Raw genomic sequence first — 20,921 nt, 5'->3', positions numbered from 1 at the left:
AGTCAGCCTAACTGGGCGCCCGCCGGGACGCTCTGGGCCGCGCCGGAGTCGTCGAGCGCTGCGTCGCCGCGCACCGTGACCCCCCGGCCGAAGCGCCAGTCACCCTTGACCGTCAGCGAGGTGGCGTCGACCAGCGAAGGAGCCTCCGGGATGCGGGCGTCGAAGTCGGCGATCGTCGTGTAGAACCGGCGGTCGAGGTCGACCAGCGGCGCCGAGCTGACCTGAGCACGTACGCGGAAGTCCTCGCCGACGCCGTAGACGTCGGAGCGCAGCAGCATGAGGTCGTTGGTGGTCTTGACCGGCAGGAACCGGGACCGGTCGACCTCGATCGCCGTGGCGCCCTCGAACACCTCGACGGCCGCCCCCATCGCCGACTCGATCTGCACGACCTTGGTCGACGAGGGATCGGTCGGGTCGACGGTCTTGGCGTTGCGGATCAGCGGCAGTCCGAGGATGCCGTCGCGCGCCTCGAGGGTCGCCTTCATGACGCGCAGGTCGAACCACAGGTTGTTGCAGTGGAAGTACTTGTGCCGCTGCGGGTCGTCCGCCTCAGGGGCGTCCTCCGGTGCGACCTGGGCGGTCTCACGCAGCACGAGCCGGCCGTCGCTCTTGCGGACGACGATGTGGCCGCCCTTCACGTCGGCGGGCGTGCGCCGGCACACCTCGGCGGCGTAGGGCGCGCCCGACGCGGCGAACCAGCCCATCATCGCCGGGTCGGGGGCCGAGCCGAGGTTGTCGGCATTGGAGACCGTCGCATAGTGATAGCCCGCGTCGAGCAGGGCGTCGAGAATGCCGGAGACCTCGAGCGCGGTGTAGAGGTCGCCGTGCCCCGGCGGGCACCACTCCAGTGAGCGGTCGGCCGGCCAGTCGACCGGTGTCAGGTCGTCTGCGCGCAGCTTGGGCTCGCGGTTCTGCAGGAAGTCGATCGGCAGGCCCTCGACCTCGAGGTCGTCGTACTTCGCCAACGCCGCGAGCGTGTCGTCGCGTGTGCGGAAGCTGTTCATGAACAGCAACGGCAGGCGTACGTCGAGGGTCTGGCGCAGGTGACGGACCTGGCCCACGATGACGTCGAGGAACGTGAGGTCGGGTCGTACGGGCAGCAGCGTCTTGGCCTTGTCGAGGCCCATCGAGGTGCCGAGGCCCCCGTTGAGCTTGATCACCGCCGTGACCTCGGCCGCCGCGCGGCACTCCTCGTCGCTCAGCTGGAGCGAGCCGGCATGGTCGATGCCGTCGAGCGGGTCGACGTCGGCCTCGCGGATCATCCCGCTGTCGCCCTGCTCGAGCTTGGCGTAGAAGGAGGAGAAGACATCGATCGCTCGCTGGGGCACGCCAGCTTCCGTCATGCGCTGCTGCGCCATCGCCAGTCCCGACATTGCACATACGCTAGCGTCAGCGCGTGACGAAGGATCAAGCGCGTTTGGACCTGCTCGCGAAGCGTCGCGCCATGGCCCCCGAGGTGCGCAGGCAGGCGGCCGAAGCGATCGCGCTCCACGTGCTCGCGGTCCCCGTCGTCGCGCGGGCCACCCGAGTCGCCTGCTACCTCTCGATGCCGTCCGAGCCCGGCACGGTCCCGCTGATCACGGGCCTGCTCGAGCGGGGCATCGAAGTCGTCGTGCCGCTGAGCCTCGACGACCACACCCTCGACTGGGTCGCGTACGACCCAGCGTCGCCCCTCACCACGACGCCGCTCGGCATCCCCGAACCGGCCGGCGAGCGCCTGGGTCGCGACGCGCTCACGACGTGCGACGTGGTCATCGTCCCGGCGCTCGCCGTCGACCATGCAGGACACCGGTTGGGCCGCGGGGCCGGCTACTACGACCGCGCCCTCGAGGGCGTACGCGCACCGCTCTGCGCCGTGGTCTTCACCCACGAGCTGCTGGCGGAGCTGCCGCACGAGCCGCACGACGTGCCCGTGCAGATGGCGGTCACACCGGCGGGCCTGTTCCGCGTGCCCTGACCCTCCGCCGCGACGTCAGGCCCCGTCCGCAGCGTCCGGACGTACGAGCTCGACCTCGATCTCGAGACGGATCTCCTTGGAGACCAGGAGGCCCCCAGCCTCGAGCGCCATGTTCCAGGTCAGCCCCCAGTCCTCGCGGTTGATCGTGCCTGCCGCGCTGAAGACGGCGCGCTCAGCACCCCACGGGTCGGTGGCGTGGCCGACGTACTCCGCCTCGAGCGTCAGTGGCCGGGTCACGCCCTTGATCGTCAGCTCCCCCGTCATGCGCGCCTCGGCTCCGCTGACGACGACGCCGGTGGACCGGAAGACGGCTTGCGGGTGGTTGGCGACGTCGAAGAAGTCCTCCGACCTCAAGTGGTCGTCGCGGGTCTGGCTGCCCGAGCTCACGGTGGCCATGTCGATGACGACGTGGACCTCCGAGAGGTCGAGCGGCTCCCTGATCGTGACCGTCCCCTCGACACCGGTGAAGCGCCCGCGGACCTTGGTCAGCCCGAAGTGGCGACCGACGAAGCCCACCTCGGCGTGGCCCGGATCGATCACCCAGGTGCCTGCGGCGGGCAGCTCGGCCTGTTCGACAACGTGTGCAGTGCTCATGATCTTCATCCTTCGCGAGTTGTTATGTGCGTGTGCACACACCTTACATTTGCGTGCAGACGCACGCAAGTAGTAGTTTCGCCTCATGGCTGAAGACCGAGATCCCGTCGCCGCGTGGCAGGCCGTGCTCCGCGCGCAGAATCGCGCGCTGCGCGCGATCGAGCAGGATCTGCAGGACCGCAAGCTGATCCCCCTCTCCTGGTACGACGTCCTCCTCGAGCTCAACGCCGCGCCGGACCGCCAGCTGCGCATGCAGGACCTCGCCGCTCGCGTCGTGCTCTCGAGAACGCGCGTGAGCCGGCTCGTGTCGGAGCTCGAGCGGGCCGGCTACCTCGAACGCGTTCCGGACCCCGACGACGGGCGGGCGACGCTCGCCCGGATCACGCCGGAGGGCCGGGCAGCCCGGCGGGCCGCTGCGCCGGTGTATCTCGCCGGCATCGAGCAGCACTTCAGCCGGCACCTCACCGCAGCCCAGCAGGATGCCATCGCCAAGGGCCTGCAACGCGTCGTCGACGCCCACGAGGTCGACCCCCGGAGGTGAACGGCTAGCTGCGCCTGCCGTCGGCGGCGTCGGCGCTGCGGATCTCGCCGACGAGCTCTTCGAGCACGTCCTCCAGCATGATGACGCCGAGCACCGCGCCGGACTCGTCGGCGACGCGGGCCATGTGCGAGCCCCGGGCCTGCATCGTGCGGAGCGCCTCATAGAGCCCCGAGCCGGCGACGACCGTGGCCAGCGGACGCAGCCACTTGTCGGCGATCGTCTCGAGCCGCGACGCGTCGTCGGTCTCGAGGACGTCCTTGATGTGGAGATAGCCGGCGATCTCGCCGGTACCGTCGAGCACCGGGAACCGCGAGAAGCCGGTCTCGGCACAGGCCCGCTCGACGTCGACCGGGGTCGCACTCGGCGGGATCGTCACGAGCCCGGCGCTCGGCAGCAGCACCTGGTCGACCGTGCCCTCGTGGAAGTCCAGCGCCCCCGAGACGAGGTCGTACTCGTCCTCGTCGAGCAGGCCCTCGCGGCGCGACTCCTCGACCAGGCCGGCGACCTCGTCGTGCGAGTAGGTCGACGCGACCTCGCCCTTGGGCTCGATGCGGAACAGCCGGATGATCATGTTGGCCGTGCCGTTGAGCGCCACCACGAACGGCTTGAGGATCGCCACGACGGCCAGCATGAACGGCCCGAGGATCAGCGCCGCGCGGTCGGGCCCCACGAGTGCGAGGTTCTTGGGGACCATCTCACCCAGGACCACGTGTGCGAACACCACGATCGTCATGGCGATGACGAACGACACCGGGTGCACCGCGCCGTGCGGGACGTGCAGCGACTCGAAGAGCGGCTCGAAGAGGTGCGCGATGGCTGGCTCGCCGACCGCGCCGAGCCCCAGCGAGCAGATCGTGATGCCGAGCTGGGCCGCGGCCATGACCTGGGTGATGTTCTCGATCGCCCGCATCGCCATCCGGGCCGGCCGCGAACCGGCCTGGATGCGGGGCTCGAGCTGAGTGCGCCGGGCCGAGATCAAGGCGAACTCCGACGCCACGAACAGGGCGTTGAGCGCCAGGAGGACGAGTGTCACCAGGACTCCGACGAACCCGTTCATGCGTCATCACCGCCGTCGCCCTCGTCGTCGACCGTGAGCGAGACCCGGTCGATCCGGCGACCCTCCATGCGCTCCACCGTGAGGGTCACGACGAGCGGCTCGGGGTCGTCCTCCTCGTCGTCCGGGGTCCGGTCGAGGTGCAACGTCACGGCATCGCCGCGGGTGGCGATGCGGCCGAGCTTCTCGTGGATCAGGCCGGCGATCGTCTCGTAGTCCTCGCCCTCGGGCAGTGCGACGCCGGTCTGCTCCTCGACCTCGTCGGGACGCAGCAGGCCCGACAGCGACCAGGTGCCGTCGCGGCGATGGCGGCTGCGTGACGAGAGCCGGTCGTGCTCGTCGGCGATGTCGCCGACGATCTCCTCGACCAGGTCCTCGAGCGTGACGACGCCGTCGGTGCCGCCGTACTCGTCCATGACGATCGCCATCTGCATGCCCTGCTCACGCAGCAGCGCCAGCAACGGGTCGAGCTCGATGCTGTCCGGCACGATCGTCGGGGGGTCGGTGATGTCGGCGATCCGTACGTTGCGCCGCCGGTCGGGCTCGATGCCCACCGCCCGCTTGATGTGCACGATCCCGATGACGTCGTCGGGGCTCTTGCCGATCACCGGGAAACGGGAGTGCCCGGTCTGGCGGGCAGCCTCGATGACGTCGTACGCCGTGTCGCGGCCCTCGAGGAAGTGCACCCGGACGCGGGGCGTACGCACGTCGGCCGCGGTGCGGTCGCCGAAGGCGATGCTGCGGGCCACCAGGTCGGCGGTCTCGTCGTCGATCGCGCCCTGCTGGGCCGACCGCAGCACGAGCGATCGCAGCTCGACCGGCGAGCGGGCCGAGCGCAGCTCCTCCTGCGGCTCGACGCCGAGCAACCGCAGGATCGCGTTGGCCAGACCGTTGAGCGCGCGGATCGGCCATGCCATCGCCCGGGTGAACATCCGCTGCGGCCACTGCGTGACGGCCGCCGTGCGCTGCGGCAGCGCCAGCGCGAAGTTCTTGGGCACCAGCTCGCCGACCAGCATCGTGACGACGGTGCTCACGACGAGCGCGATGGCGTACGCGACGCCCTTGAGCGTGCCACCCTCCAGGCCCGCGGACTCGAGCGGATCGTGCAGCAGCTTGCCGATGGCGGGCTCGGCGAGGAAACCGATGACGAGGTTGGTGATCGTGATGCCGAGCTGGGCGCCGCTGAGCTGCGTCGACAGGGTGCGCAGCGCCAGCAGGGTGCCTTGGGCGCCCTTGTCACCGGCCTCCGCATCGCGCTCGATCGTGGCGCGATCGACCGTGACGAACGAGAACTCGGCCGCGACGAACACCCCGCACGCCAGCATCAGGAGCAACGACGTGGCCAGGAGCAGCCATTCGGTCATCGACGGGCTCCAGGAGGGACAGGACTGGTCACGGTGCGGGCAACTGTACCCTTGGGGTGCACCATCGATCGAGCGGGAGCATGACGTGCCGAAGTACCAGTACCAGTGCAAGGACTGCGGAGAAGCGCTGGAAGTCCAGCAGAGCTTCACCGACGATGCGCTGACCGTGTGCCCCAACTGCGGCGGCGACCTCCGCAAGGTCTTCAACGCGGTGGGTGTCGTGTTCAAGGGCTCCGGGTTCTACCGCAACGACAGCCGGTCCAGCTCGTCCTCCAGCGACGCTGCCAAGCCGGCCGCCAAGGAGAGCTCGTCCTCCTCGAGCACGTCCTCGTCCGACTCGTCGTCGTCGAGCTCCACGCCGGCCAAGAAGTCCGGCAAGGAATCGGCTGCCTGAGCTTCGGCTCCCTCCGGCTGTGGATGGCGCTCAGCGCCGCGCCGCGGAACTTCCTAGAGTCCCGGCATGGACCGGATCCACCGCTTCGTCTTCGAGCACCGTCGCAGCCTGGCCGCGCTCTTCGCCGGGCTCGCCGTGCTGACGGCTCTCTCCGCGCTGCGCCAGCAACCCGACGGCGCCGCCGTGCTGGTCACGAGTCGCGACCTGCGCAGCGGGCACGTGCTGACAGCATCCGACGTGCGTACGACGACTGTGCCACCATCGGCCCGGCCGTCGCACGGGCTCGTCCGCGCTGACGCGATCGGCCGCCGGGTCGCGGGGCCCATGCGCGCGGGCGAGGCCATCACCGACTATCGCGTGCTTCAGGACGACGCCTTGTCCGGCTACGCCGAGGACGCCGTGCTCACCACGATCCGCGTCGATCGGGCCGACGGGCTCACCGGCCTGCATGTCGGCGACCGGGTCGACGTCATCGCGGTGGACCCCGACGGCGAGAGCAAGGCCGAGGTCGTGGCGCGGTCCGTCGAGGTCGTCACCCTGCCCCCGTCCAGCGGCGACAGCGAGGTCGTGTCGGTCGGCATCGTCACGACCGAGAAGATCGCACTGGCCCTGGCGACAGCCGCTCTCGAGGCCCGATTCAGCGTGATCACCTCGTCCTAGTCGCCGGCCCGCGCCCTCGCTAGGGTCGAGTGACTCACACCCAACCTGTAGGGGGCACCATGATCAAGGGCTTCAAGGACTTCCTGATGCGCGGCAACGTCGTCGACCTCGCCGTCGGCATCGCGATCGGCGTCGCGTTCACGACGCTCGTCGGGGCGTTCGGAGACAACTTCGTCAAGCCGATCGTCGCCAGCGTCGGCGGTGGCGATGCAGACTCCAAGGGCTTCGGCTTCCAGATCACCGACAGCGGGGCGACGTTCGTCAACCTCGGCGGGATCGTCAACGCCTTGATCGTCTTCGTCGTGACGATGGCCGTCATCTACTTCGCGATCGTCGTGCCGGTGCAGAAGCTCCAGGCGATGCGCAAGCCCGGGCCTGGTGCCGACGAGCCCGAGGCCGTGCCCGAGGACACCGCGCTCCTGCGCGAGATCAGGGACGCGCTGCTGCGTCGCCCCTAGCCGTGATGGGGCGGGACGTCGCGGAGGTAGTCGTCGTCGCGGGACGACGACTCCTTCTCTCCCCAGCCCTCTGAGGTCTCGTCGCGCGTCGTGTCGGGGAGCAGGTCGCCGAGCAGCTCGGCGGCCCTCCGCCGGCGCTCCCGCTCGTGCTTGCTGAGCTGGGCGGGACGCTCAGACGAGGTCATCGAACCAGTCCGGCGTGAGCTTGGGGTGATAGGGATGCCAGCCGGTGCGGTCGCTGAACAGCTGTGAGCTGACCCGCTGCGAACGAGTGAGGATCTCCAGCTTCTCGCCGCCGAGCCGCAGGACCCACCCCGGCAGGAAGTGACCGTGCCGCCGGCCGGCGGCCATCGCGATCGTGTCGACGTAGTCGCGACGCTGCACCGGCTCAGCCCCGACGTTGTAGACCCCGCCCGGCGCGGTCAGCGCGTGCACGACCGCCGATCCGACGTCGTCGGGATGGATGACGTGCATCCACGACAACTCAGCGCCGAGGCCGATCGCCCGCCCGGCCGCCGCGCGCCGGAACAACCACGCGGAGTTGGGGTCGTTGCCGGTGATGAGGCCGAACCGCAGGCTGACCGCGGTGCCTCCGGCCGCCTCGATCGCCTTGACGTTGCCCTCGGCGACGACGACGGGCTCGGTCGCGTGGGTCACGTCGACGGGACTGTGCTCGTCGATCCACTCGTCGTCGAGGTCGGCATACATGAAGCTGAGGCTCTGCTGGATGATGCGCTCGACGCCCGCACGCTGCGCTGCCTCAGCGACGACCCGCGACCCGTGCAGCCGGATCCGGTCGATCGCCTTGAGCGATCTCGGGCGCAGGGCGCCGGTGCCGACTGGCACCTTGGTCGCGAGGTTGGCGACCGCGTCGCAGCCCTGCATGCCGGCGGCCATCGCGTCGAGGTCGAACACGTCGCCGAGGCACGGCTCGGCGCCGGTCGCGGCGATCAGCGCGGCGCTCTGGGGCGTACGCGCGAGGCCCACGACGTCGTGGCCCGCGAGGTGCAACGCGGCGATGGACGATCGGCCCATGACTCCGCTCGCACCCGTGAGGAAAACCTTCACGTTCTCTCCCTGGTGGAGGATCCCCCGGCACCATCCGCCAGGGGAATCCCCGGTCGGGGCCTGTGGGCCCGCCGGAGATTACGAAAGGATAACAATTCTGGCGGCCGGCGCGTTACCCCTTGGTAACTTCGCGGTTACTGGACCAGGGGGACGATGTCGGCGATCGAGTCGAAGACCTGGGTCGGACGGAACGGGAAGCGCTCGATCTGGCCCGGCGCGGTCGACCCGGTGAGCACCAGGAACGTCCGCAGACCCGCCTCGAGGCCCGAGAGCACGTCGGTGTCCATGCGGTCCCCGATCATGACCGTCGTCTCGGAGTGTCCCTCGATCTGGTTGAGGGCGCTGCGCATCATCAGCGGGTTGGGCTTGCCCACGAAGTAGGGCTCCACGCCGGTCGCCTTGGTGATCAGGGCCGCGACCGAGCCGGTGGCCGGCAGCGATCCTCCGGGCGACGGGCCCGTCGGATCGGGGTTGGTCGCGATGAAGCGTGCACCGTTCTCGATCAGCTGGATCGCGCGGGTGATGGCCTCGAACGAGTAAGTCCGGGTCTCACCGAGCACGACGTAGTCGGGCTCACGGCTCGTCATGATGTAGCCGACGTTGTGGAGCGCCGTCGTCATGCCGGCCTCGCCGATGACGTAGGCGGTGCCCTCGGGACGCTGCTCACTCAGGAACTTGGCGGTGGCCAGCGCCGACGTCCAGATCGCCGACTCGGGCAGGTCGATGCCCGCGACGCGCAGCCGTGCGCAGAGGTCTCGCGGGGTGAAGATCGAGTTGTTCGTCAGGACGAGGAACTTGCGCCCCGTCTCGGTCAGACGGGCGATGAAGTCGGCCGCCCCGGGGATCGCCTTCTCCTCGTGCACGAGAACGCCGTCCATGTCGGTCAGCCATGTCTCGATGGGCTTGGTCATGCCCCTATTGTCCACCAGCGGTGTGCTGATCGAAGAATTGCCAGATCAGGCTGCTGGCGTCGATCTCCTGGGTCATGACGCCCGACACGCGACCTGAGGACGCCGGCTTGCCGCCGGGCCACCGATGACCGCCGTTGTCGACGACGTACACGTTGACGTCTGAACCCTTCTTGCACGTGCTCCACGTGAAGTGCCGGACGTGCTGGGACACCGTCGTCGTCGCGCTGGCCGCCGGGCAGCTGTCGTGCGCGGCCCAGCTCGCCATGACCTCGTTGACCGGCGGCAGCGGTCCGATCACGGTGTCGGCGCCCGCATACGGGACGGTCTTGTCCTCGAGTCCGTGGAAGTAGATGATCGACGCCGGCGGGGACGACTGGCACGAGCTGTTCCAGTAGGGGCCGGAGACCGCGCCGTACGCGGCGAACTTCGTCGACCCGTCGCACGCCAGGGCGAGCGCGAGCACCGAGCCGTTGGAGAATCCGGCGGCGTAGACCCGCGAGGCGTCGATGCAGCCGTCGGACTTGACCTCCTTGACGAGGTTGCGGACGAAGGCCAGGTCGGAGGTCGGCTGGCTGATGGGCGTCTTGAAGTCCCACTCCGTGATGCGGCCCCGGGCGAGCGGCGCCACGAGGATCGCATTGTTCTTGTCGGCCAGTGCGGCCATGCTCGTCGTGTCGATGACGCCCTGCGGCGTGCCGCCGAGGCCGTGGAACAACAGCACGAGCGGGGTCCTGGTCGACCCGTCGTAGCCGGGCGGCACGTGGATCAGGTAGTGCCGCAACTGACCGCCGGACTCGATCGTGCGCTGCGTGGAGCCGCTGGGGAGCGACCTGGCCGGTGTGCACTCGTCTCCCGGCTTGCGGATCGTCTCGGCCGTGCCGCACGAAGCCATCCCCGTTGCGAGAAGTGCCACGATCGCGGCGAGGACGAGGAGCCGCCTCACTGCCCGGACCCTGTGGCGCACAGGCGTCTGAGGTGATGGCACATAGAGGCGATCGTATGGGTTGGTACCAAGACTGGATAACCTGAGTCCTCACGCCCCCGTAGCTCAGTCGGATAGAGCGACCGCCTCCTAAGCGGTAGGCCACAGGTTCGATTCCTGTCGGGGGCACAACGCCGTTCCTCCGTACGCGTTTGGGCGCAGCCCCGAGCGGGCAGTCCTCTCTCACAAGCACGTGCCGGGTCACGGCTTGGGGAGACACGACATGAACGATCGCATCGCCGACCCGTGGGGCCCCCGCACCCCGCACGCCAAGGGCACCGTGTGGCCTGCTCGGGTCGACCAGCACCTGGACGCGGGCATCGCCGAGGCCGACGTCGAACGATGGGTGCAGTCCGCGTGCGTGCTCTGCAGCAACGGCTGTGCCTGCGACATCGCCGTGAAGGACGGCCGGATGGTGGGCGTCCGGGGCCGCGCCACCGACGTGGTCAACCACGGCCGGCTGGGCCCCAAGGGGCTGTACGGCAGCACGCCCTGGGCCTCGTCACCGGACCGGCTGACCAGCCCGATGGTCCGCGAGGGCGGACAGCTCGTGGAGACCGACTGGGACACCGCCATGGAGCGGATCGTCCGCACGTCGAAACGACTGCTCGAGGAGAAGGGTCCGCTGTCGCACGGGTTCTACACCTCGGGGCAGCTGTTCATCGAGGAGTACTACACCCTCGCGGTGATCGGCAAGGCCGGGCTCGGCACGCCGCACATGGACGGCAACACGCGGCTGTGCACGGCGACCGCCGCGGCGGCGTTCAAGGAGTCGTTCGGCGCCGACGGCCAGCCCGGTTCGTACACCGACATCGAGCACGCCGACGCGATCTTCCTGTACGGCCACAACATGGCCGAGACCCAGACCGTGCTGTGGGCGCGGATCCTCGACCGTACGCGCGGGCCGGATCCGCCGCGCCTCGTGTGCGTGGACCCCCGGCGTACGCCCGTCGCCGAAGAGGCCGTGCGCACCGGCGGCGTGCACCTGACGCCGCGGGTGGGCAGCAACCTGGCACTGATGAACGGACTCACGCGCGAGCTCTTCGCCAACGACTGGGTCGACCACGACTGGGTCGCCGCCCACACGATCGGCGTCGACGACCTGCGGTCCGTCGTCGAGCCGTACACCCCGGAGAAGGTCGAAGAGATCTGCGGCGTGCCGGCCGACGAGCTGCGGCGGGCTGCCCGGATCTTCGGCGAGAGCGAGTCCGTGCTCTCCACGGTCCTGCAGGGCTTCTACCAGTCGCACCAGGCGACCGCCTCGTCGGTCGCGGTCAACAACCTGCACCTGCTGCGCGGCCAGATCGGCCGGCCGGGCGCCGGGGTCCTCCAGATGAACGGACAGCCCACGGCCCAGAACAATCGCGAGTGCGGCGCGGACGGCGACCTCACCGGGTTCCGCAACTGGGAGAACCCGGCCCACGTGCAGGAGCTCGCCGAGCTCTGGAACGTGGATCCGATGACGATCCCGCACTGGGCGCCGCCGACCCACGCGATGCAGATCTTCAGCTACGCCGAGCACGGCTCGATCGGACTGCTGTGGATCTCGGCGACCAACCCTGCGGTGTCGATGCCCGAGACGGCCCGGATCCGCAAGATCCTCGGCGGCGACCAGTGCTTCGTGGTCGTGCAGGACCTGTTCCTCACCGAGACGGCGCAGCTGGCCGACGTCGTGCTCCCGGCTGCAGGGTGGGGCGAGAAGACCGGGACCTTCACCAACGTCAACCGCACGGTGCACCTCTCGGAGCAGGCCGTGGAACCGCCCGGCGACGCCAGGAGCGATCTCGAGATCCTGCTCATGTATGCCGACGCGATGGGCTTCACCGATCAGGACGGCGACCCGCTCGTCACGTGGCGGACGCCGGAGCAGGCCTTCGACGCGTGGCGCGAGGCCACCCGTGGCCGCCACGTCGACTACACCGGGCTGTCGTACGACAGGCTGCGTGGACCCTCCGGCATTCCGTGGCCGGTCAACGACGAGGCCCCGGACGGCACCGATCGCCTCTATGCCGACGCGGTCTTCCCCACGGACACCGACGTCTGCGAGACGTACGGGCACGACCTGCTGACCGGCGGCTCGGTCAGCGAGCAGGAGCACCGCGCGATGGCGCCGGCCGGCCGGGCGTTCCTCAAGGGAGCGGCGTACTCACCACCGCACGAGGAACCTTCAGACGACTTCCCGTTGCTGTTCACCACCGGACGGACGGTCTATCAGTTCCACACCCGCACCAAGACCGGTCGCTCGCGCTCGTTGCGCGACGCGGCGCCGGAGCCGTGGGTCGAGCTGTCCGAGCAGGACGCGGGCGAGCTCGGCATCGCTGAGGGTGATGTCGTACGCGTCGAGTCACCGCGAGGCGCGATCGAGGTGAAGGCTCGCGTCGGCGCCGTCATGCCGGGCGCGGTGTTCGCACCGTTCCACTACGGGACCTGGGACCTGGAGCAGCTGGCCGCCGACGGGCTCACCGGCCAGGCCAACGAGCTGACGATGACGATCTGGGACCCGGTCTCGAAGCAGCCCTACTTCAAGACCGCGGCCTGCCGGGTCGTGAAGGTGCGTGACGGCGATGCTCCGTCGAAGGCGCCCACGACGGCGGCGTCTGCCCCTGCGGAGACGGGCGTCCCGCCGACCGAGGGCGGCGAACCCACCGCCAGCCGGCTGCTCGACGACGTCCCCCGCTACCCGCTCGATCCCGCTCAGCAATCCGGCCGGGTGAAGGAGGACGCGTGATGCCGCACCTGGCGACCTACGTCGCGCTCGCCGATCACAGCGAGCAGATCCTGGCCGAGTCGTTCCGGGTGCTCGCTGCGGGGCGACCCGATGTGCACGACGTCTTCCACATGTCGCACACCTTGGCGACCATGAGCGACGGCCATCGGGACGAACTGAAGCCGATCATCGAGCGCTACGGCGAGGACGACAGCGTCGAGGAACCCGAGCGGCTGCGGGCGTCCGGCGTGGCCGAGGTGAGGCAGGGCGAGATCGGGCTCCTGCGCGACCTGCAGGACCTCCACCTCCTTGCCACGTTGGTGAAGTCCACGTGGCTCGTCATCGCGCAGGGCGCCCAGGGCCTGCGTGACCACGAGCTCCTCCAGGTCGCAACCACGTCACAGCAGGACACCGAGCGGCAGCTGCGGTGGCTCGAGACGCGCATGAAGACCGCCGCACCGCAGGCCCTCATCGTGGCTCCGTGACGCCGAAGTCCCCCGCGAAGCGTGTTCGCGGGGGACTTCGGTGGCGGTGGCGCCGGCGGGACTAGACGACCACGAGCTCCTCGGCGTGTTCGAACGGCGTCTCGTCACCCTCGGCGACCGGCGGGCTCTGCTTGGTCACCAGCACGAGTGACAACAGGGCAGCCAGGAGCAGCGCGCCCAGTCCCCAGTTGAAGGCGACCGTGTAGCCGTGCACCACGCCGTCGGCGGCCTTGGCGACCCCGTTGGCGGCGATGTAGCTGGTCGTCGCCGTGGCGGCGATCGTGTTGAGCAGTGCGGTGCCGAGCGAGCCACCGACCTGCTGGGTGGTGTTGACCAGCGCGCTGGCGACGCCTGCGTCGTGGTCCTCGACCCCGATGAGCGCCGTGCTCGACAGCGCGACGAACGCGAGTCCGACGCCGAGGCTCATGACGATCTGGGCGGGCAGCACGGTGGTGACGTAGCTGCCGTCGACCGTGATCTGCGCGAAGAGGAACATGCCGACCGCGGCAGCCAGCGTGCCACCCACCATCAACGGGCGCGGCCCGACGCGGGGCAGCAGGGCGCTCGCCACGCCCGCTCCGCCCACGACGCCGATGCTGAAGGGCAGGAACGCGAGACCGGACTTCACGGCGGAGTACTGCAGGGTGCCCTGCATGTAGTAGACGAGGAACAGGAACATGCCGAACAGGGCGAGTCCGAGCAGCAGTGACACCAGGAACGCCGCCGCGCGGTTGCGCTCCAGGAAGACCCGCGTGGGAAGCAGCGGCTCGGCGGTGTTGCGCTCGATCAGGACGAACGAGACGAGCAGGACGACGGCGGCACCCAGCAGCAGGATCGTGCTGGTGGCCGACCAGCCGCTCTCGTTGGCCTTGGTGAAGCCGTAGACGAGGGCGACGAGGCCGAGCGTGCTGGTGACGACGCCGGGGATGTCGTAGCGAGGCTTGCCCTCGGCGCGACTCTCACGGACGAGGATGGCAGCGGCCACGGCCGTGCCGATGGCGATCGGAGTGTTGACCAGCAGGGTCCAGCGCCACGAGGCGTACTCGGTGAGGACGCCGCCGAGGATCAGGCCGAGGGCCGCGCCACCACCGGAGATGCCGCCGTAGACGCCGAACGCCTTGGCCCGCTCCTTGGGCTCGGTGAACGTCACGCTGATGAGCGAGAGCGCAGCCGGCGCCATGAGTGCGGCGAACGCACCCTGCAGTGCGCGGGCGGAGAAGAGCTCGCCCTGGTTCTGGGCGAGGCCACCGATGGCAGAGGCGACGCCGAACCCGACGAGGCCGATGATGAAGGCGCGCTTGCGGCCGACGAAGTCAGCGATGCGGCCCCCCAGGAGGAGCAGCCCGCCGAACGCCAGGGCGTACGCGGTGACGACCCACTGGCGGTTGGCGTCGGAGATGCCGAGCGCGTCCTGGGCGGACGGCAGGGCGATGTTCACGATGCTCGCGTCGAGCACGACTATCAGCTGCGCGACGGCGATGACGACCAGCGCCAGCCAGCGACGCGGGTCGACGCCCGTGGGCGTCTCGGTCTGGATCGAAGTTGTCATGGGATGTCCCTCATGGGTCTGGTGCGATGGCGTTCATCGACTCCCATAACGTACGAGACACAATCATCCGAGTCCAGACGATCCGAGTGTGACTTATCCGACGTTGAACATATGTTGACGTAGCGATACCCTGCGGTCATGGGAACTTCGCTGCACGAGTCCGAGACGCAGGCGCTCGCCGCTTGTGCTGCGGCATACCCCGCCGACCTGACAATCCTGCTCCACGCCGCGACCAACCGGGTGACGATCTACCTCGACCACGCCGCGGCCGAGATGGGCCTCAGCGACGCCCGCGACTGGCTCGTCCTGTCCGCTCTCGAGGACGGGCAGCAGCGCACGCAGCTCGAGCTGAGCCGTGTCGTGTGCGTGGACAAGACGACATTGATCTCGGTGCTCGACCGACTCGAGCGACAGGAGCTGATCGTACGCACCGTCGACCCGTCCGACCGTCGCGTACGCATCCCGCAGATCACCGAGGCCGGCCGGCGCATGTTCGCCACCTTCGCGACCGCCCGTGACGCGGCCGAGGCGCGCGCCCTCGACGGCGTGAGCAAGGCCGACCGGGACGTGCTGATGCGCCTCCTGGGTCGCATCGCGACCGACACGGACACCCTCGCCACCACGGCCTGAGGCGCACCATGGAAAAGGTCGTGGTGCTGCTCCGTGCCGAGCAGCCTGACGACCCGTGGTGCGAGCGGGTCCGCGGACCTGTGGCCGACGAGCTGCTCGACCTGGGCGTCGCGGGTCTGTCCGTCAACGTCCGCGACGGTGCGGTCCGCCACTCGCTGATGACCTTGACGACGCTCGCGCCACCGGTCGCCGCGGTCATCGGCCTCTGGGTGCAGCAGTCGTACGGGCCGCAGGTGTCGGCAGCCGTCGAGGTGCTCGCCGACCAATGCGAGTCCCTCGCGGCCTACCTCGTGACCGAGTCGGTGCCCATCCCGCCACCCGACCGGCTCGGAGAGCGGACTCCCGGCTTCGCCAACGTCGCACTGCTGCGGCGACCTCCGGAGCTCGACCGCGCCACGTGGCTGACACGATGGCAGGTCGACCACACGCCGGTGGCGATCGAGACCCAGGCGACGTCGGGCTACACCCAGAACGTCGTGGTCCGCGCGCTCACCCCCGACGCGCCGACGATCGACGGCATCGTCGAGGAGCTGTTCCCTGACGCGGCGACGACGGACCTGCATGCCTTCTTCGGCGCCGCGGACGACGCCGATCTCCAGGACCGGATGACGCGCATGGTGGCCAGCACTTCGGCATTCGGGGCGACCGACAACATCGACACGGTGCCGACGAGCCGCTACCTGCTGAGATCCCCCTTCGCGTCATCCTGATCCCGGAGCCAGGTCAGGCCGTCGCGGCGTCCCGTACGAGTGCGGTGTCGACGAACTGCTCGAAGCGGACGATGAGACCGCCCCGCACGATGAAGTGGTGGGCGACGCGCACGGCGAGCGGCTTGCCGGTCCCCTTGTGCTGCGCCGTGTAGCGCGCGAGCACGACGACGTTCTCGCCGTCCACGACGTACGTGTCGTCGTGCGCCGCCCAGCCGTCCCACTCGGCACCGAGCTTCTCCATGACGCTGCTCGTGACACCCGTGGGGGTCCGGTAGGTCCCGGCGAGCGGGAACCCCGCCATCTCGGTCCACTCGACGTCGGGTGCCAGGGTCGCCCGCAGCGCCTCGAGGTCACCCGCGGCGGACGCGAGGTACTGGCGGCGTACGACCTGGGCGGGCGCCGCCTCGTCGATCAGCCCCATGTCATCTCACCCTTGGCGACCTTGGTGCCGAGATCGGCGGCGATGACGAGGCCGGCGTCGGGGTAGGCCGCGAGCAGCTTGCCCTTGGCATCCTCGGCGGTGGCGGACTCGGTGACCGTCTGCTCGAAGAACCGCAGGTAGTCGCGCGTGTGCGTGATCGCGGTCAGGTCGGTGGGTGCGCCGGCGACGCGGTGACCGGCGACGACGTACGCCGGGGCGAGGGCCTCCAGGTCGTCGAGCACGCGGACCCACTCGGCGCGGAGCTCGGGGGTGGCGCTGTCGGCGGTCCACACGTGCAGGCCCTCGAACAGCAGCACGCCACCGATGAGCGAGCGCGAGGCCGGCTCGAACAGGTACCAGGCGCGGTCGCCGAGCTGGTCGCTGCCGCGGCGCACCTCGATCTGCGTGCCGTCGACCGTCAGGACGGTCTCGGTCAGCTCGGCGATGTCGACGAGCCGGGTCGGCAGGTTGGCGCCGAGGTGGGCCCACGCCTGGAGCTTGCCCTCGTACGAGTGCTGGATGTGCTCGATGACGTCAGCGGGCGCGGAGAACGTGGCCTCTGGGAAGGCGTCGGCGATGACCTCGGCGCCGAAGTAGAAGTCGGGGTCGCCGGCGGTGATCACGACGCGGGTCAAGGTCTTGCCGGAGTCGAGGACCTCGGCGACGATGCGGTGGCCGTCGGCACGGGTGAACCCGGCGTCGACGACGAGCGCCTCGGTATCGCCGCTGACGACGACGCTGGTCTTGTTGAGCGAGCCCGGTGCCGCGTCGAACACGGTGTAGGTGAGGGTCATGAGGGTTCCGATCTGTGGTGAACTGTGGCTGTCACCTGTAAAAATAGGCGTGTACGACTCGCCGCACACGGTCACGACGGGACACTCCATGGTGAAAACCGGACACGCTGCGTCATCGGACATCCGGCCGGTGCAGTTCGACCCGCCGACCCCCGAGGTCGGCGCCATCGAGGTGCTCGATCTCGAACGCATGCGCGTGCGCGGCGGACCCGCGGAGTTCCTCACCCCGCAGCGCCTCGACTTCGACATGCTGCTCCGCATCGACGAGGGCAGCGCCACCCACACCGTCGACTTCACCGCATATGTCCTGGAGCCCGGCGACGTGCTGTGGGTGCGAGCCGGCCAGATGCACCAGTGGGGCCGCATCGACGACATCGACGGACCCAGCGTGCTGTTCGCCGCGCACGCGGTCGACGACCACACCCGCGAGCTCGTGCGGGCCTCGGGCACGACGATCCCCAACGTCTGGCCGGCCACCGTGATCAAGGAGTCGCCGGTCGACGCGGCCTGGGAGCTGCTCATCGCCTGCGGACAGCAGGCGGCAGCCGCGAGCGCCGGCCTGCGCGACGCCGCCCTCGCCCACGCCACGGGTGCGCTGCTGACCCAGCTGGCACTCGCCCAGCCCGCCGACCGGACGGCTGGGCCCACCGCGACCCACGAGGCGTACATCTGGTTCCGCGACGAGATCGACCGGCGGTTCAGCGAGTGGCACCAGGTGACGCACTACGCGGAACGGCTCGGCTACTCGCCGCGGACCCTCAACCGGCTGGCGCGGGCGCACACCGGCCGGTCGGCCAAGCAGCTCATCGACGAGCGGGTCGTGCTCGAGGCCAAGCGGCTGCTGAGCCACGGCGAGGCGCCCGTGGCCGAGATCGCCGAGCGGTTGGGCTTCGACGACCCGTCGAACTTCTCGGCGTACTTCCGCGCCCGGGCGGGCATCACGCCCGGAGCCTTCCGCAAGGCCGGCTAGCCCGCGTCGGGTGCACCCCAGAACTCGTCCTCTGCCTGCTGGTCTGCCGAGTAGAGCCACACCTCGGCGATCCGGTCACCCTCGACCCGGACGATGTCGACGCCGCGCATCGACATCGTGGCGCCGTCGCGCTGTGCGCCGAACTCGACCTGCATCGCGGCGAGGTCGCCGTTGATCATCGGGTCGCCGATCACGGCCAGCTCGAACGTGCCCTGCGACGCTCCCATCAGCGCGCCGAGGTGACCGTTGACCGCGGCCTGACCGCGGAACGTACCCGCGAACCGGTGAGAGCCGGGCTGGTGCCAGACGACGTCGTCGGCGAACAGGCCGGCGACGGTGGCGAAGTCCTTGGCGGTGAGGGCTTCGGCGTACGTACGAGCGGTGGTGGTGGTTGCCATGGGTGCGGCTCCTTCTGTGGATGACTGGAAGCCCTATACTCACTTTTGGTAACCAGTTACCTCAACGTAACGAAAAGGCGGTGTGGCCCATGTCACAGCATCCGGACTTCAACGTGATGACGGCGACCTGCCCCTCACGCACGTCCTTGGCCCGGATCGCCAACAAGTGGACCGCCATGATCGTCATCGCACTCGGCAAGGAACGGCTGCGCTTCGGCGACCTCCGCGCCACGGTTCAGGGCATCAGCGGCAAGGTGCTGACCGAGACGCTGCGCGACCTGGAGCGTGACGGGCTCGTCGCCCGGCACGCCTACGCCGAGATGCCGCCGCGCGTCGAGTACGAGCTGACTCCTCTCGGCCGCACGCTGCACACACCGCTGCTGGCGCTGAGCGCCTGGGCCGAGACCAACATCGAGCTCGTCATGGCCGCGCGCGAGGCGTACGACGAGCAGTCCTGAGCCCGCGGGATCAGGACTGGGCGAACGGTCCCGACAGGACAGCCCACTGCAGCAGCATGATCGTCTTGGCATCGGCGACGTCGGAACCGATCGCACCGACGGCGTCGTCGATGTCGAGCTCGACGACCTCGATGTCCTCGCCCTCCTCGGCGATGCCGTGGCTCGTGCCGCGAAGGTCGCCGGCGCGGTACGGCGCCGCGTAGAAGTGCAGCTTCTCGGTCACCGAACCGGGGCTCATGTAGACATCGAAGACGTGCTCGACCTCACCGATCTCGACACCGGTCTCCTCGACGGCTTCGCGGCGGATCGCCGACTCGGGGTCGTCCTCGTCCAGCAGCCCCGCGGCCGTCTCCAGCAACATCCCGTCAGGATGCCCGTTGACGTAGGCAGGGAACCGGAACTGACGCGTCAGCAGCACCGTTCGCCGGTCCGCGTCGTAGAGCAGGATCGTCGCGCCGTTGCCGCGGTCGTACGTCTCCCGGCGCTCGGTCTGCCAGCTGCCGTCCGACTTGCGGATGTCGTACGTCGTGGCGCGGAGCACGTACCAGTCGTTGGCCAGCACGTCGACGTGCTTGACGACGACGTCGGGATTGCGGGTGAGGTCCAGCCCGGTCAGGTGGAGGCCCGTCCGCCCGCGGCCGTCCGGCTCGTCGATGCCCTTCGTCACGGCGCCCGGTCCTCAGCCCAGAGCCCGCAGCCGCGGCGCCAGGTCGGTCGAGAAGAGCTCGAGGAAGCGCCGCTGGTCGTGTCCTGGCGCGTGCAGCACCAGGTGGTTGAGCCCCGCGTCGACGTACGGCTTGACCAGTGCTGCGACCTCGTCGGGGTCCGAGCTGACGATCCACCGCTTGGCGACCTGCTCGATCGGCAGGGCGTCGGCAGCCGCCTCCATCTCCATCGGGTCGTCGATGCTGTGCTTCTGTTCGGCGGTCAGCGACAGCGGGGCCCAGAACCGGGTGTTCTCGAGCGCGACCTGCGGATCCGGGTCGTACGAGACCTTGATCTCGATCATGCGGTCGATGTCGTCGGTCGACCGGCCGGCCTTGTCCGCTCCCTCAGCGAGCGCGGGCATGAGCTTGTCCTCGTAGAGATCCATGCCCTTGCCGGACGTGCAGATCATGCCGTCGCCCTTGCGGCCGGCATAGCGCGCCACGACGGGTCCCCCGGCGGCGACGTAGACCGGGACCCCGCCGTCGGGCACGTCGTAGATCGAGGCCCCGACCGTGCGGTAGTGGTCGCCTTCGAAGTCGACCCGCTCACCGGTCCACAGCTGCCGCATCAGGTCGACAGCCTCCCGCAGCCGCGCGAAGCGTTCCTTGAACTCCGGCCACTCCCCCACGAAGCCCGACGCCGCCTCGTTGAGCGCCTCGCCGGTGCCGACGCCCAGGATGATGCGGCCCGGGTAGAGGCAGCCCATCGTCGCGAACGCCTGCGCGACCACGGCGGGGTTGTAGCGGAACGTCGGGGTCATGACCGACGTGCCCAGGCGGATCGAGGACGTGCGCTCGCCGACGGCGGTCAGCCATGCCAGCGAGAACGGCGCGTGACCACCTTCGTGCCGCCACGGCTGGAAGTGGTCGCTCACCACGGCGGTGTCCATGCCGGCCGCCTCGGCGAGGACGCCGAGCTCGACGAGCTCCCTGGGCGCGAACTGCTCGGCCGATGCCTTGTAACCGATCCTCAGCTCCACGTGGCTCTCCTCATGTGTCCGGTGGTTGAACCATGGCACGGCCGCCGGACCGACCGACCGGGAGGTCACGCGGCGGGCGCCCGGTCCGCTACGACATGCGTGCTCCGCACGGGTCACCTAGCGTGATCT

The 20,921-nt window shown here is 69.6% G+C and carries 25 protein-coding genes and 1 tRNA gene; 12 read left to right on the top strand and 14 right to left on the bottom strand.

Annotation, left to right across the window (positions count from 1 at the left end):
• Nucleotides 1–2: 2 nt before the first annotated feature.
• Nucleotides 3–1,373, bottom strand: a complete 1,371-nt coding sequence (locus ASC61_RS11615) for a UTP--glucose-1-phosphate uridylyltransferase (protein ID WP_056212049.1) — start codon at nucleotides 1,371–1,373, stop codon at nucleotides 3–5.
• Between the two features lie 23 nt (nucleotides 1,374–1,396).
• Between ASC61_RS11615 and ASC61_RS11610 the strand changes: the two genes are divergently transcribed.
• Nucleotides 1,397–1,957, top strand: coding sequence for a 5-formyltetrahydrofolate cyclo-ligase (locus ASC61_RS11610; protein WP_056212047.1), 561 nt, complete (start codon nucleotides 1,397–1,399; stop codon nucleotides 1,955–1,957).
• A 15-nt stretch (nucleotides 1,958–1,972) separates the two neighbouring features.
• Here the strand turns inward: ASC61_RS11610 and ASC61_RS11605 are convergent, their stop codons facing one another.
• On the bottom strand, nucleotides 1,973–2,551 hold the full coding sequence (locus ASC61_RS11605; RefSeq protein ID WP_200935444.1) for a YceI family protein: 579 nt from the start codon (nucleotides 2,549–2,551) through the stop codon (nucleotides 1,973–1,975).
• Between the two features lie 85 nt (nucleotides 2,552–2,636).
• Between ASC61_RS11605 and ASC61_RS11600 the strand changes: the two genes are divergently transcribed.
• Nucleotides 2,637–3,092, top strand: coding sequence for a MarR family winged helix-turn-helix transcriptional regulator (locus ASC61_RS11600; RefSeq protein ID WP_056212044.1), 456 nt, complete (start codon nucleotides 2,637–2,639; stop codon nucleotides 3,090–3,092).
• A 4-nt stretch (nucleotides 3,093–3,096) separates the two neighbouring features.
• Here the strand turns inward: ASC61_RS11600 and ASC61_RS11595 are convergent, their stop codons facing one another.
• Together ASC61_RS11595 and ASC61_RS11590 are read right to left on the bottom strand one after the other, a co-directional pair.
• Entirely contained in the window at nucleotides 3,097–4,125 is a 1,029-nt protein-coding gene (locus tag ASC61_RS11595) for a hemolysin family protein (protein WP_235503544.1), read from the bottom strand.
• A gap of 20 nt (nucleotides 4,126–4,145) precedes the next feature.
• Nucleotides 4,146–5,510: a hemolysin family protein gene (locus ASC61_RS11590; RefSeq protein ID WP_056212039.1), complete on the bottom strand. Its 1,365-nt coding sequence runs from the start codon at nucleotides 5,508–5,510 to the stop codon at nucleotides 4,146–4,148.
• Nucleotides 5,511–5,595: 85 nt separating this feature from the next.
• Between ASC61_RS11590 and ASC61_RS11585 the strand changes: the two genes are divergently transcribed.
• The 3 genes from ASC61_RS11585 to mscL all read left to right on the top strand — a co-directional run bounded on the left by ASC61_RS11585 (nucleotide 5,596) and on the right by mscL (nucleotide 7,022).
• Nucleotides 5,596–5,904, top strand: a complete 309-nt coding sequence (locus tag ASC61_RS11585) for an FmdB family zinc ribbon protein (protein WP_056212037.1) — start codon at nucleotides 5,596–5,598, stop codon at nucleotides 5,902–5,904.
• Nucleotides 5,905–5,970: 66 nt separating this feature from the next.
• Entirely contained in the window at nucleotides 5,971–6,564 is a 594-nt protein-coding gene (locus ASC61_RS11580; protein WP_056212035.1) for an SAF domain-containing protein, read from the top strand.
• A 59-nt stretch (nucleotides 6,565–6,623) separates the two neighbouring features.
• A complete protein-coding gene (mscL, locus tag ASC61_RS11575; RefSeq protein WP_056212033.1) occupies nucleotides 6,624–7,022 on the top strand; it encodes a large conductance mechanosensitive channel protein MscL in 399 nt (132 codons plus the stop codon).
• Here the strand turns inward: mscL and ASC61_RS11570 are convergent.
• From ASC61_RS11570 to ASC61_RS11555, 4 genes are all read right to left on the bottom strand, one after another.
• A complete protein-coding gene (locus ASC61_RS11570; RefSeq protein WP_056212031.1) occupies nucleotides 7,019–7,207 on the bottom strand; it encodes a hypothetical protein in 189 nt (62 codons plus the stop codon). The genes mscL and ASC61_RS11570 overlap by 4 nt on opposite strands.
• The gene (locus ASC61_RS11565) at nucleotides 7,194–8,090 is read right to left on the bottom strand and encodes an NAD-dependent epimerase/dehydratase family protein (RefSeq protein WP_268750612.1); all 897 of its coding nucleotides are present in this window, start codon (nucleotides 8,088–8,090) and stop codon (nucleotides 7,194–7,196) included. Before ASC61_RS11565 ends, ASC61_RS11570 begins: the two co-directional genes overlap by 14 nt.
• 134 nt (nucleotides 8,091–8,224) lie before the next feature.
• Nucleotides 8,225–9,001: an HAD-IIA family hydrolase gene (locus tag ASC61_RS11560; RefSeq protein ID WP_056212027.1), complete on the bottom strand. Its 777-nt coding sequence runs from the start codon at nucleotides 8,999–9,001 to the stop codon at nucleotides 8,225–8,227.
• A gap of 4 nt (nucleotides 9,002–9,005) precedes the next feature.
• A complete protein-coding gene (locus ASC61_RS11555) occupies nucleotides 9,006–9,944 on the bottom strand; it encodes an extracellular catalytic domain type 1 short-chain-length polyhydroxyalkanoate depolymerase (protein ID WP_157439464.1) in 939 nt (312 codons plus the stop codon).
• Between the two features lie 94 nt (nucleotides 9,945–10,038).
• Here ASC61_RS11555 and ASC61_RS11550 point away from each other — a divergent pair.
• From ASC61_RS11550 to ASC61_RS11540, 3 genes are all read left to right on the top strand, one after another.
• A tRNA-Arg gene (locus ASC61_RS11550) sits at nucleotides 10,039–10,112 on the top strand.
• Nucleotides 10,113–10,206: 94 nt separating this feature from the next.
• Nucleotides 10,207–12,711 carry a molybdopterin oxidoreductase family protein gene (locus ASC61_RS11545; RefSeq protein ID WP_056212024.1) on the top strand — a complete coding sequence of 835 codons (2,505 nt, stop codon included), beginning with the start codon at nucleotides 10,207–10,209 and terminating at the stop codon, nucleotides 12,709–12,711.
• The gene (locus tag ASC61_RS11540; protein WP_056215602.1) at nucleotides 12,711–13,175 is read left to right on the top strand and encodes a hypothetical protein; all 465 of its coding nucleotides are present in this window, start codon (nucleotides 12,711–12,713) and stop codon (nucleotides 13,173–13,175) included. The genes ASC61_RS11545 and ASC61_RS11540 overlap by 1 nt, the downstream gene beginning before the upstream one ends.
• Nucleotides 13,176–13,236: 61 nt before the next feature.
• Here ASC61_RS11540 and ASC61_RS11535 read toward each other — a convergent pair whose 3' ends face one another.
• Nucleotides 13,237–14,724 (bottom strand): MFS transporter, encoded by a 1,488-nt coding sequence (locus ASC61_RS11535; RefSeq protein ID WP_082530616.1) that lies wholly within the window; start codon nucleotides 14,722–14,724, stop codon nucleotides 13,237–13,239.
• A gap of 138 nt (nucleotides 14,725–14,862) precedes the next feature.
• On the opposite strand from ASC61_RS11535, the gene ASC61_RS11530 reads away from it, so the two are divergent.
• A complete protein-coding gene (locus ASC61_RS11530) occupies nucleotides 14,863–15,354 on the top strand; it encodes a MarR family winged helix-turn-helix transcriptional regulator (protein WP_082530615.1) in 492 nt (163 codons plus the stop codon).
• An 8-nt stretch (nucleotides 15,355–15,362) separates the two neighbouring features.
• Nucleotides 15,363–16,064, top strand: coding sequence for an EthD domain-containing protein (locus ASC61_RS11525; protein WP_056212022.1), 702 nt, complete (start codon nucleotides 15,363–15,365; stop codon nucleotides 16,062–16,064).
• Nucleotides 16,065–16,077: 13 nt separating this feature from the next.
• On the opposite strand, the gene ASC61_RS11520 is transcribed toward ASC61_RS11525, so the two are convergent.
• Together ASC61_RS11520 and ASC61_RS11515 are read right to left on the bottom strand one after the other, a co-directional pair.
• Entirely contained in the window at nucleotides 16,078–16,485 is a 408-nt protein-coding gene (locus ASC61_RS11520) for a nuclear transport factor 2 family protein (protein WP_056212021.1), read from the bottom strand.
• Nucleotides 16,476–17,279: an MBL fold metallo-hydrolase gene (locus ASC61_RS11515; protein ID WP_056212019.1), complete on the bottom strand. Its 804-nt coding sequence runs from the start codon at nucleotides 17,277–17,279 to the stop codon at nucleotides 16,476–16,478. The genes ASC61_RS11520 and ASC61_RS11515 overlap by 10 nt, the downstream gene beginning before the upstream one ends.
• Before the next feature lie 88 nt (nucleotides 17,280–17,367).
• On the opposite strand from ASC61_RS11515, the gene ASC61_RS11510 reads away from it, so the two are divergent.
• Nucleotides 17,368–18,249 carry a helix-turn-helix domain-containing protein gene (locus ASC61_RS11510; RefSeq protein ID WP_056215596.1) on the top strand — a complete coding sequence of 294 codons (882 nt, stop codon included), beginning with the start codon at nucleotides 17,368–17,370 and terminating at the stop codon, nucleotides 18,247–18,249.
• On the opposite strand, the gene ASC61_RS11505 is transcribed toward ASC61_RS11510, so the two are convergent.
• Nucleotides 18,246–18,647, bottom strand: coding sequence for a nuclear transport factor 2 family protein (locus ASC61_RS11505; protein WP_056212017.1), 402 nt, complete (start codon nucleotides 18,645–18,647; stop codon nucleotides 18,246–18,248). The two genes, ASC61_RS11510 and ASC61_RS11505, sit on opposite strands and share 4 nt — an antisense overlap.
• Nucleotides 18,648–18,736: 89 nt before the next feature.
• On the opposite strand from ASC61_RS11505, the gene ASC61_RS11500 reads away from it, so the two are divergent.
• Nucleotides 18,737–19,105 carry a winged helix-turn-helix transcriptional regulator gene (locus ASC61_RS11500; protein ID WP_056212015.1) on the top strand — a complete coding sequence of 123 codons (369 nt, stop codon included), beginning with the start codon at nucleotides 18,737–18,739 and terminating at the stop codon, nucleotides 19,103–19,105.
• Nucleotides 19,106–19,115: 10 nt separating this feature from the next.
• On the opposite strand, the gene ASC61_RS11495 is transcribed toward ASC61_RS11500, so the two are convergent.
• Nucleotides 19,116–19,772: an NUDIX domain-containing protein gene (locus ASC61_RS11495; RefSeq protein WP_056212013.1), complete on the bottom strand. Its 657-nt coding sequence runs from the start codon at nucleotides 19,770–19,772 to the stop codon at nucleotides 19,116–19,118.
• Between the two features lie 12 nt (nucleotides 19,773–19,784).
• Entirely contained in the window at nucleotides 19,785–20,792 is a 1,008-nt protein-coding gene (gene fgd, locus ASC61_RS11490) for a glucose-6-phosphate dehydrogenase (coenzyme-F420) (RefSeq protein ID WP_056212011.1), read from the bottom strand.
• Between the last annotated feature and the right edge of the window lie 129 nt (nucleotides 20,793–20,921).

The organism is Aeromicrobium sp. Root344 (assembly GCF_001425755.1).
GTDB lineage: Bacteria > Actinomycetota > Actinomycetes > Propionibacteriales > Nocardioidaceae > Aeromicrobium.
This window is presented reverse-complemented; position numbering and strand designations above follow the sequence as displayed.

Coding starts and splice junctions, on each gene's coding strand:
- ASC61_RS11615 (WP_056212049.1), bottom strand. CDS start 1,373: ATGTCGGGACTGGCGATGGCGCAGCAGCGCATGACGGAAGCTGGCGTG.
- ASC61_RS11605 (WP_200935444.1), bottom strand. CDS start 2,551: ATGAGCACTGCACACGTTGTCGAACAGGCCGAGCTGCCCGCCGCAGGC.
- ASC61_RS11600 (WP_056212044.1), top strand. CDS start 2,637: ATGGCTGAAGACCGAGATCCCGTCGCCGCGTGGCAGGCCGTGCTCCGC.
- ASC61_RS11590 (WP_056212039.1), bottom strand. CDS start 5,510: ATGACCGAATGGCTGCTCCTGGCCACGTCGTTGCTCCTGATGCTGGCG.
- ASC61_RS11580 (WP_056212035.1), top strand. CDS start 5,971: ATGGACCGGATCCACCGCTTCGTCTTCGAGCACCGTCGCAGCCTGGCC.
- mscL (WP_056212033.1), top strand. CDS start 6,624: ATGATCAAGGGCTTCAAGGACTTCCTGATGCGCGGCAACGTCGTCGAC.
- ASC61_RS11570 (WP_056212031.1), bottom strand. CDS start 7,207: ATGACCTCGTCTGAGCGTCCCGCCCAGCTCAGCAAGCACGAGCGGGAG.
- ASC61_RS11560 (WP_056212027.1), bottom strand. CDS start 9,001: ATGACCAAGCCCATCGAGACATGGCTGACCGACATGGACGGCGTTCTC.
- ASC61_RS11545 (WP_056212024.1), top strand. CDS start 10,207: ATGAACGATCGCATCGCCGACCCGTGGGGCCCCCGCACCCCGCACGCC.
- ASC61_RS11540 (WP_056215602.1), top strand. CDS start 12,711: ATGCCGCACCTGGCGACCTACGTCGCGCTCGCCGATCACAGCGAGCAG.
- ASC61_RS11535 (WP_082530616.1), bottom strand. CDS start 14,724: ATGACAACTTCGATCCAGACCGAGACGCCCACGGGCGTCGACCCGCGT.
- ASC61_RS11530 (WP_082530615.1), top strand. CDS start 14,863: ATGGGAACTTCGCTGCACGAGTCCGAGACGCAGGCGCTCGCCGCTTGT.
- ASC61_RS11525 (WP_056212022.1), top strand. CDS start 15,363: ATGGAAAAGGTCGTGGTGCTGCTCCGTGCCGAGCAGCCTGACGACCCG.
- ASC61_RS11520 (WP_056212021.1), bottom strand. CDS start 16,485: ATGGGGCTGATCGACGAGGCGGCGCCCGCCCAGGTCGTACGCCGCCAG.
- ASC61_RS11515 (WP_056212019.1), bottom strand. CDS start 17,279: ATGACCCTCACCTACACCGTGTTCGACGCGGCACCGGGCTCGCTCAAC.
- ASC61_RS11510 (WP_056215596.1), top strand. CDS start 17,368: ATGGTGAAAACCGGACACGCTGCGTCATCGGACATCCGGCCGGTGCAG.
- ASC61_RS11505 (WP_056212017.1), bottom strand. CDS start 18,647: ATGGCAACCACCACCACCGCTCGTACGTACGCCGAAGCCCTCACCGCC.
- ASC61_RS11500 (WP_056212015.1), top strand. CDS start 18,737: ATGTCACAGCATCCGGACTTCAACGTGATGACGGCGACCTGCCCCTCA.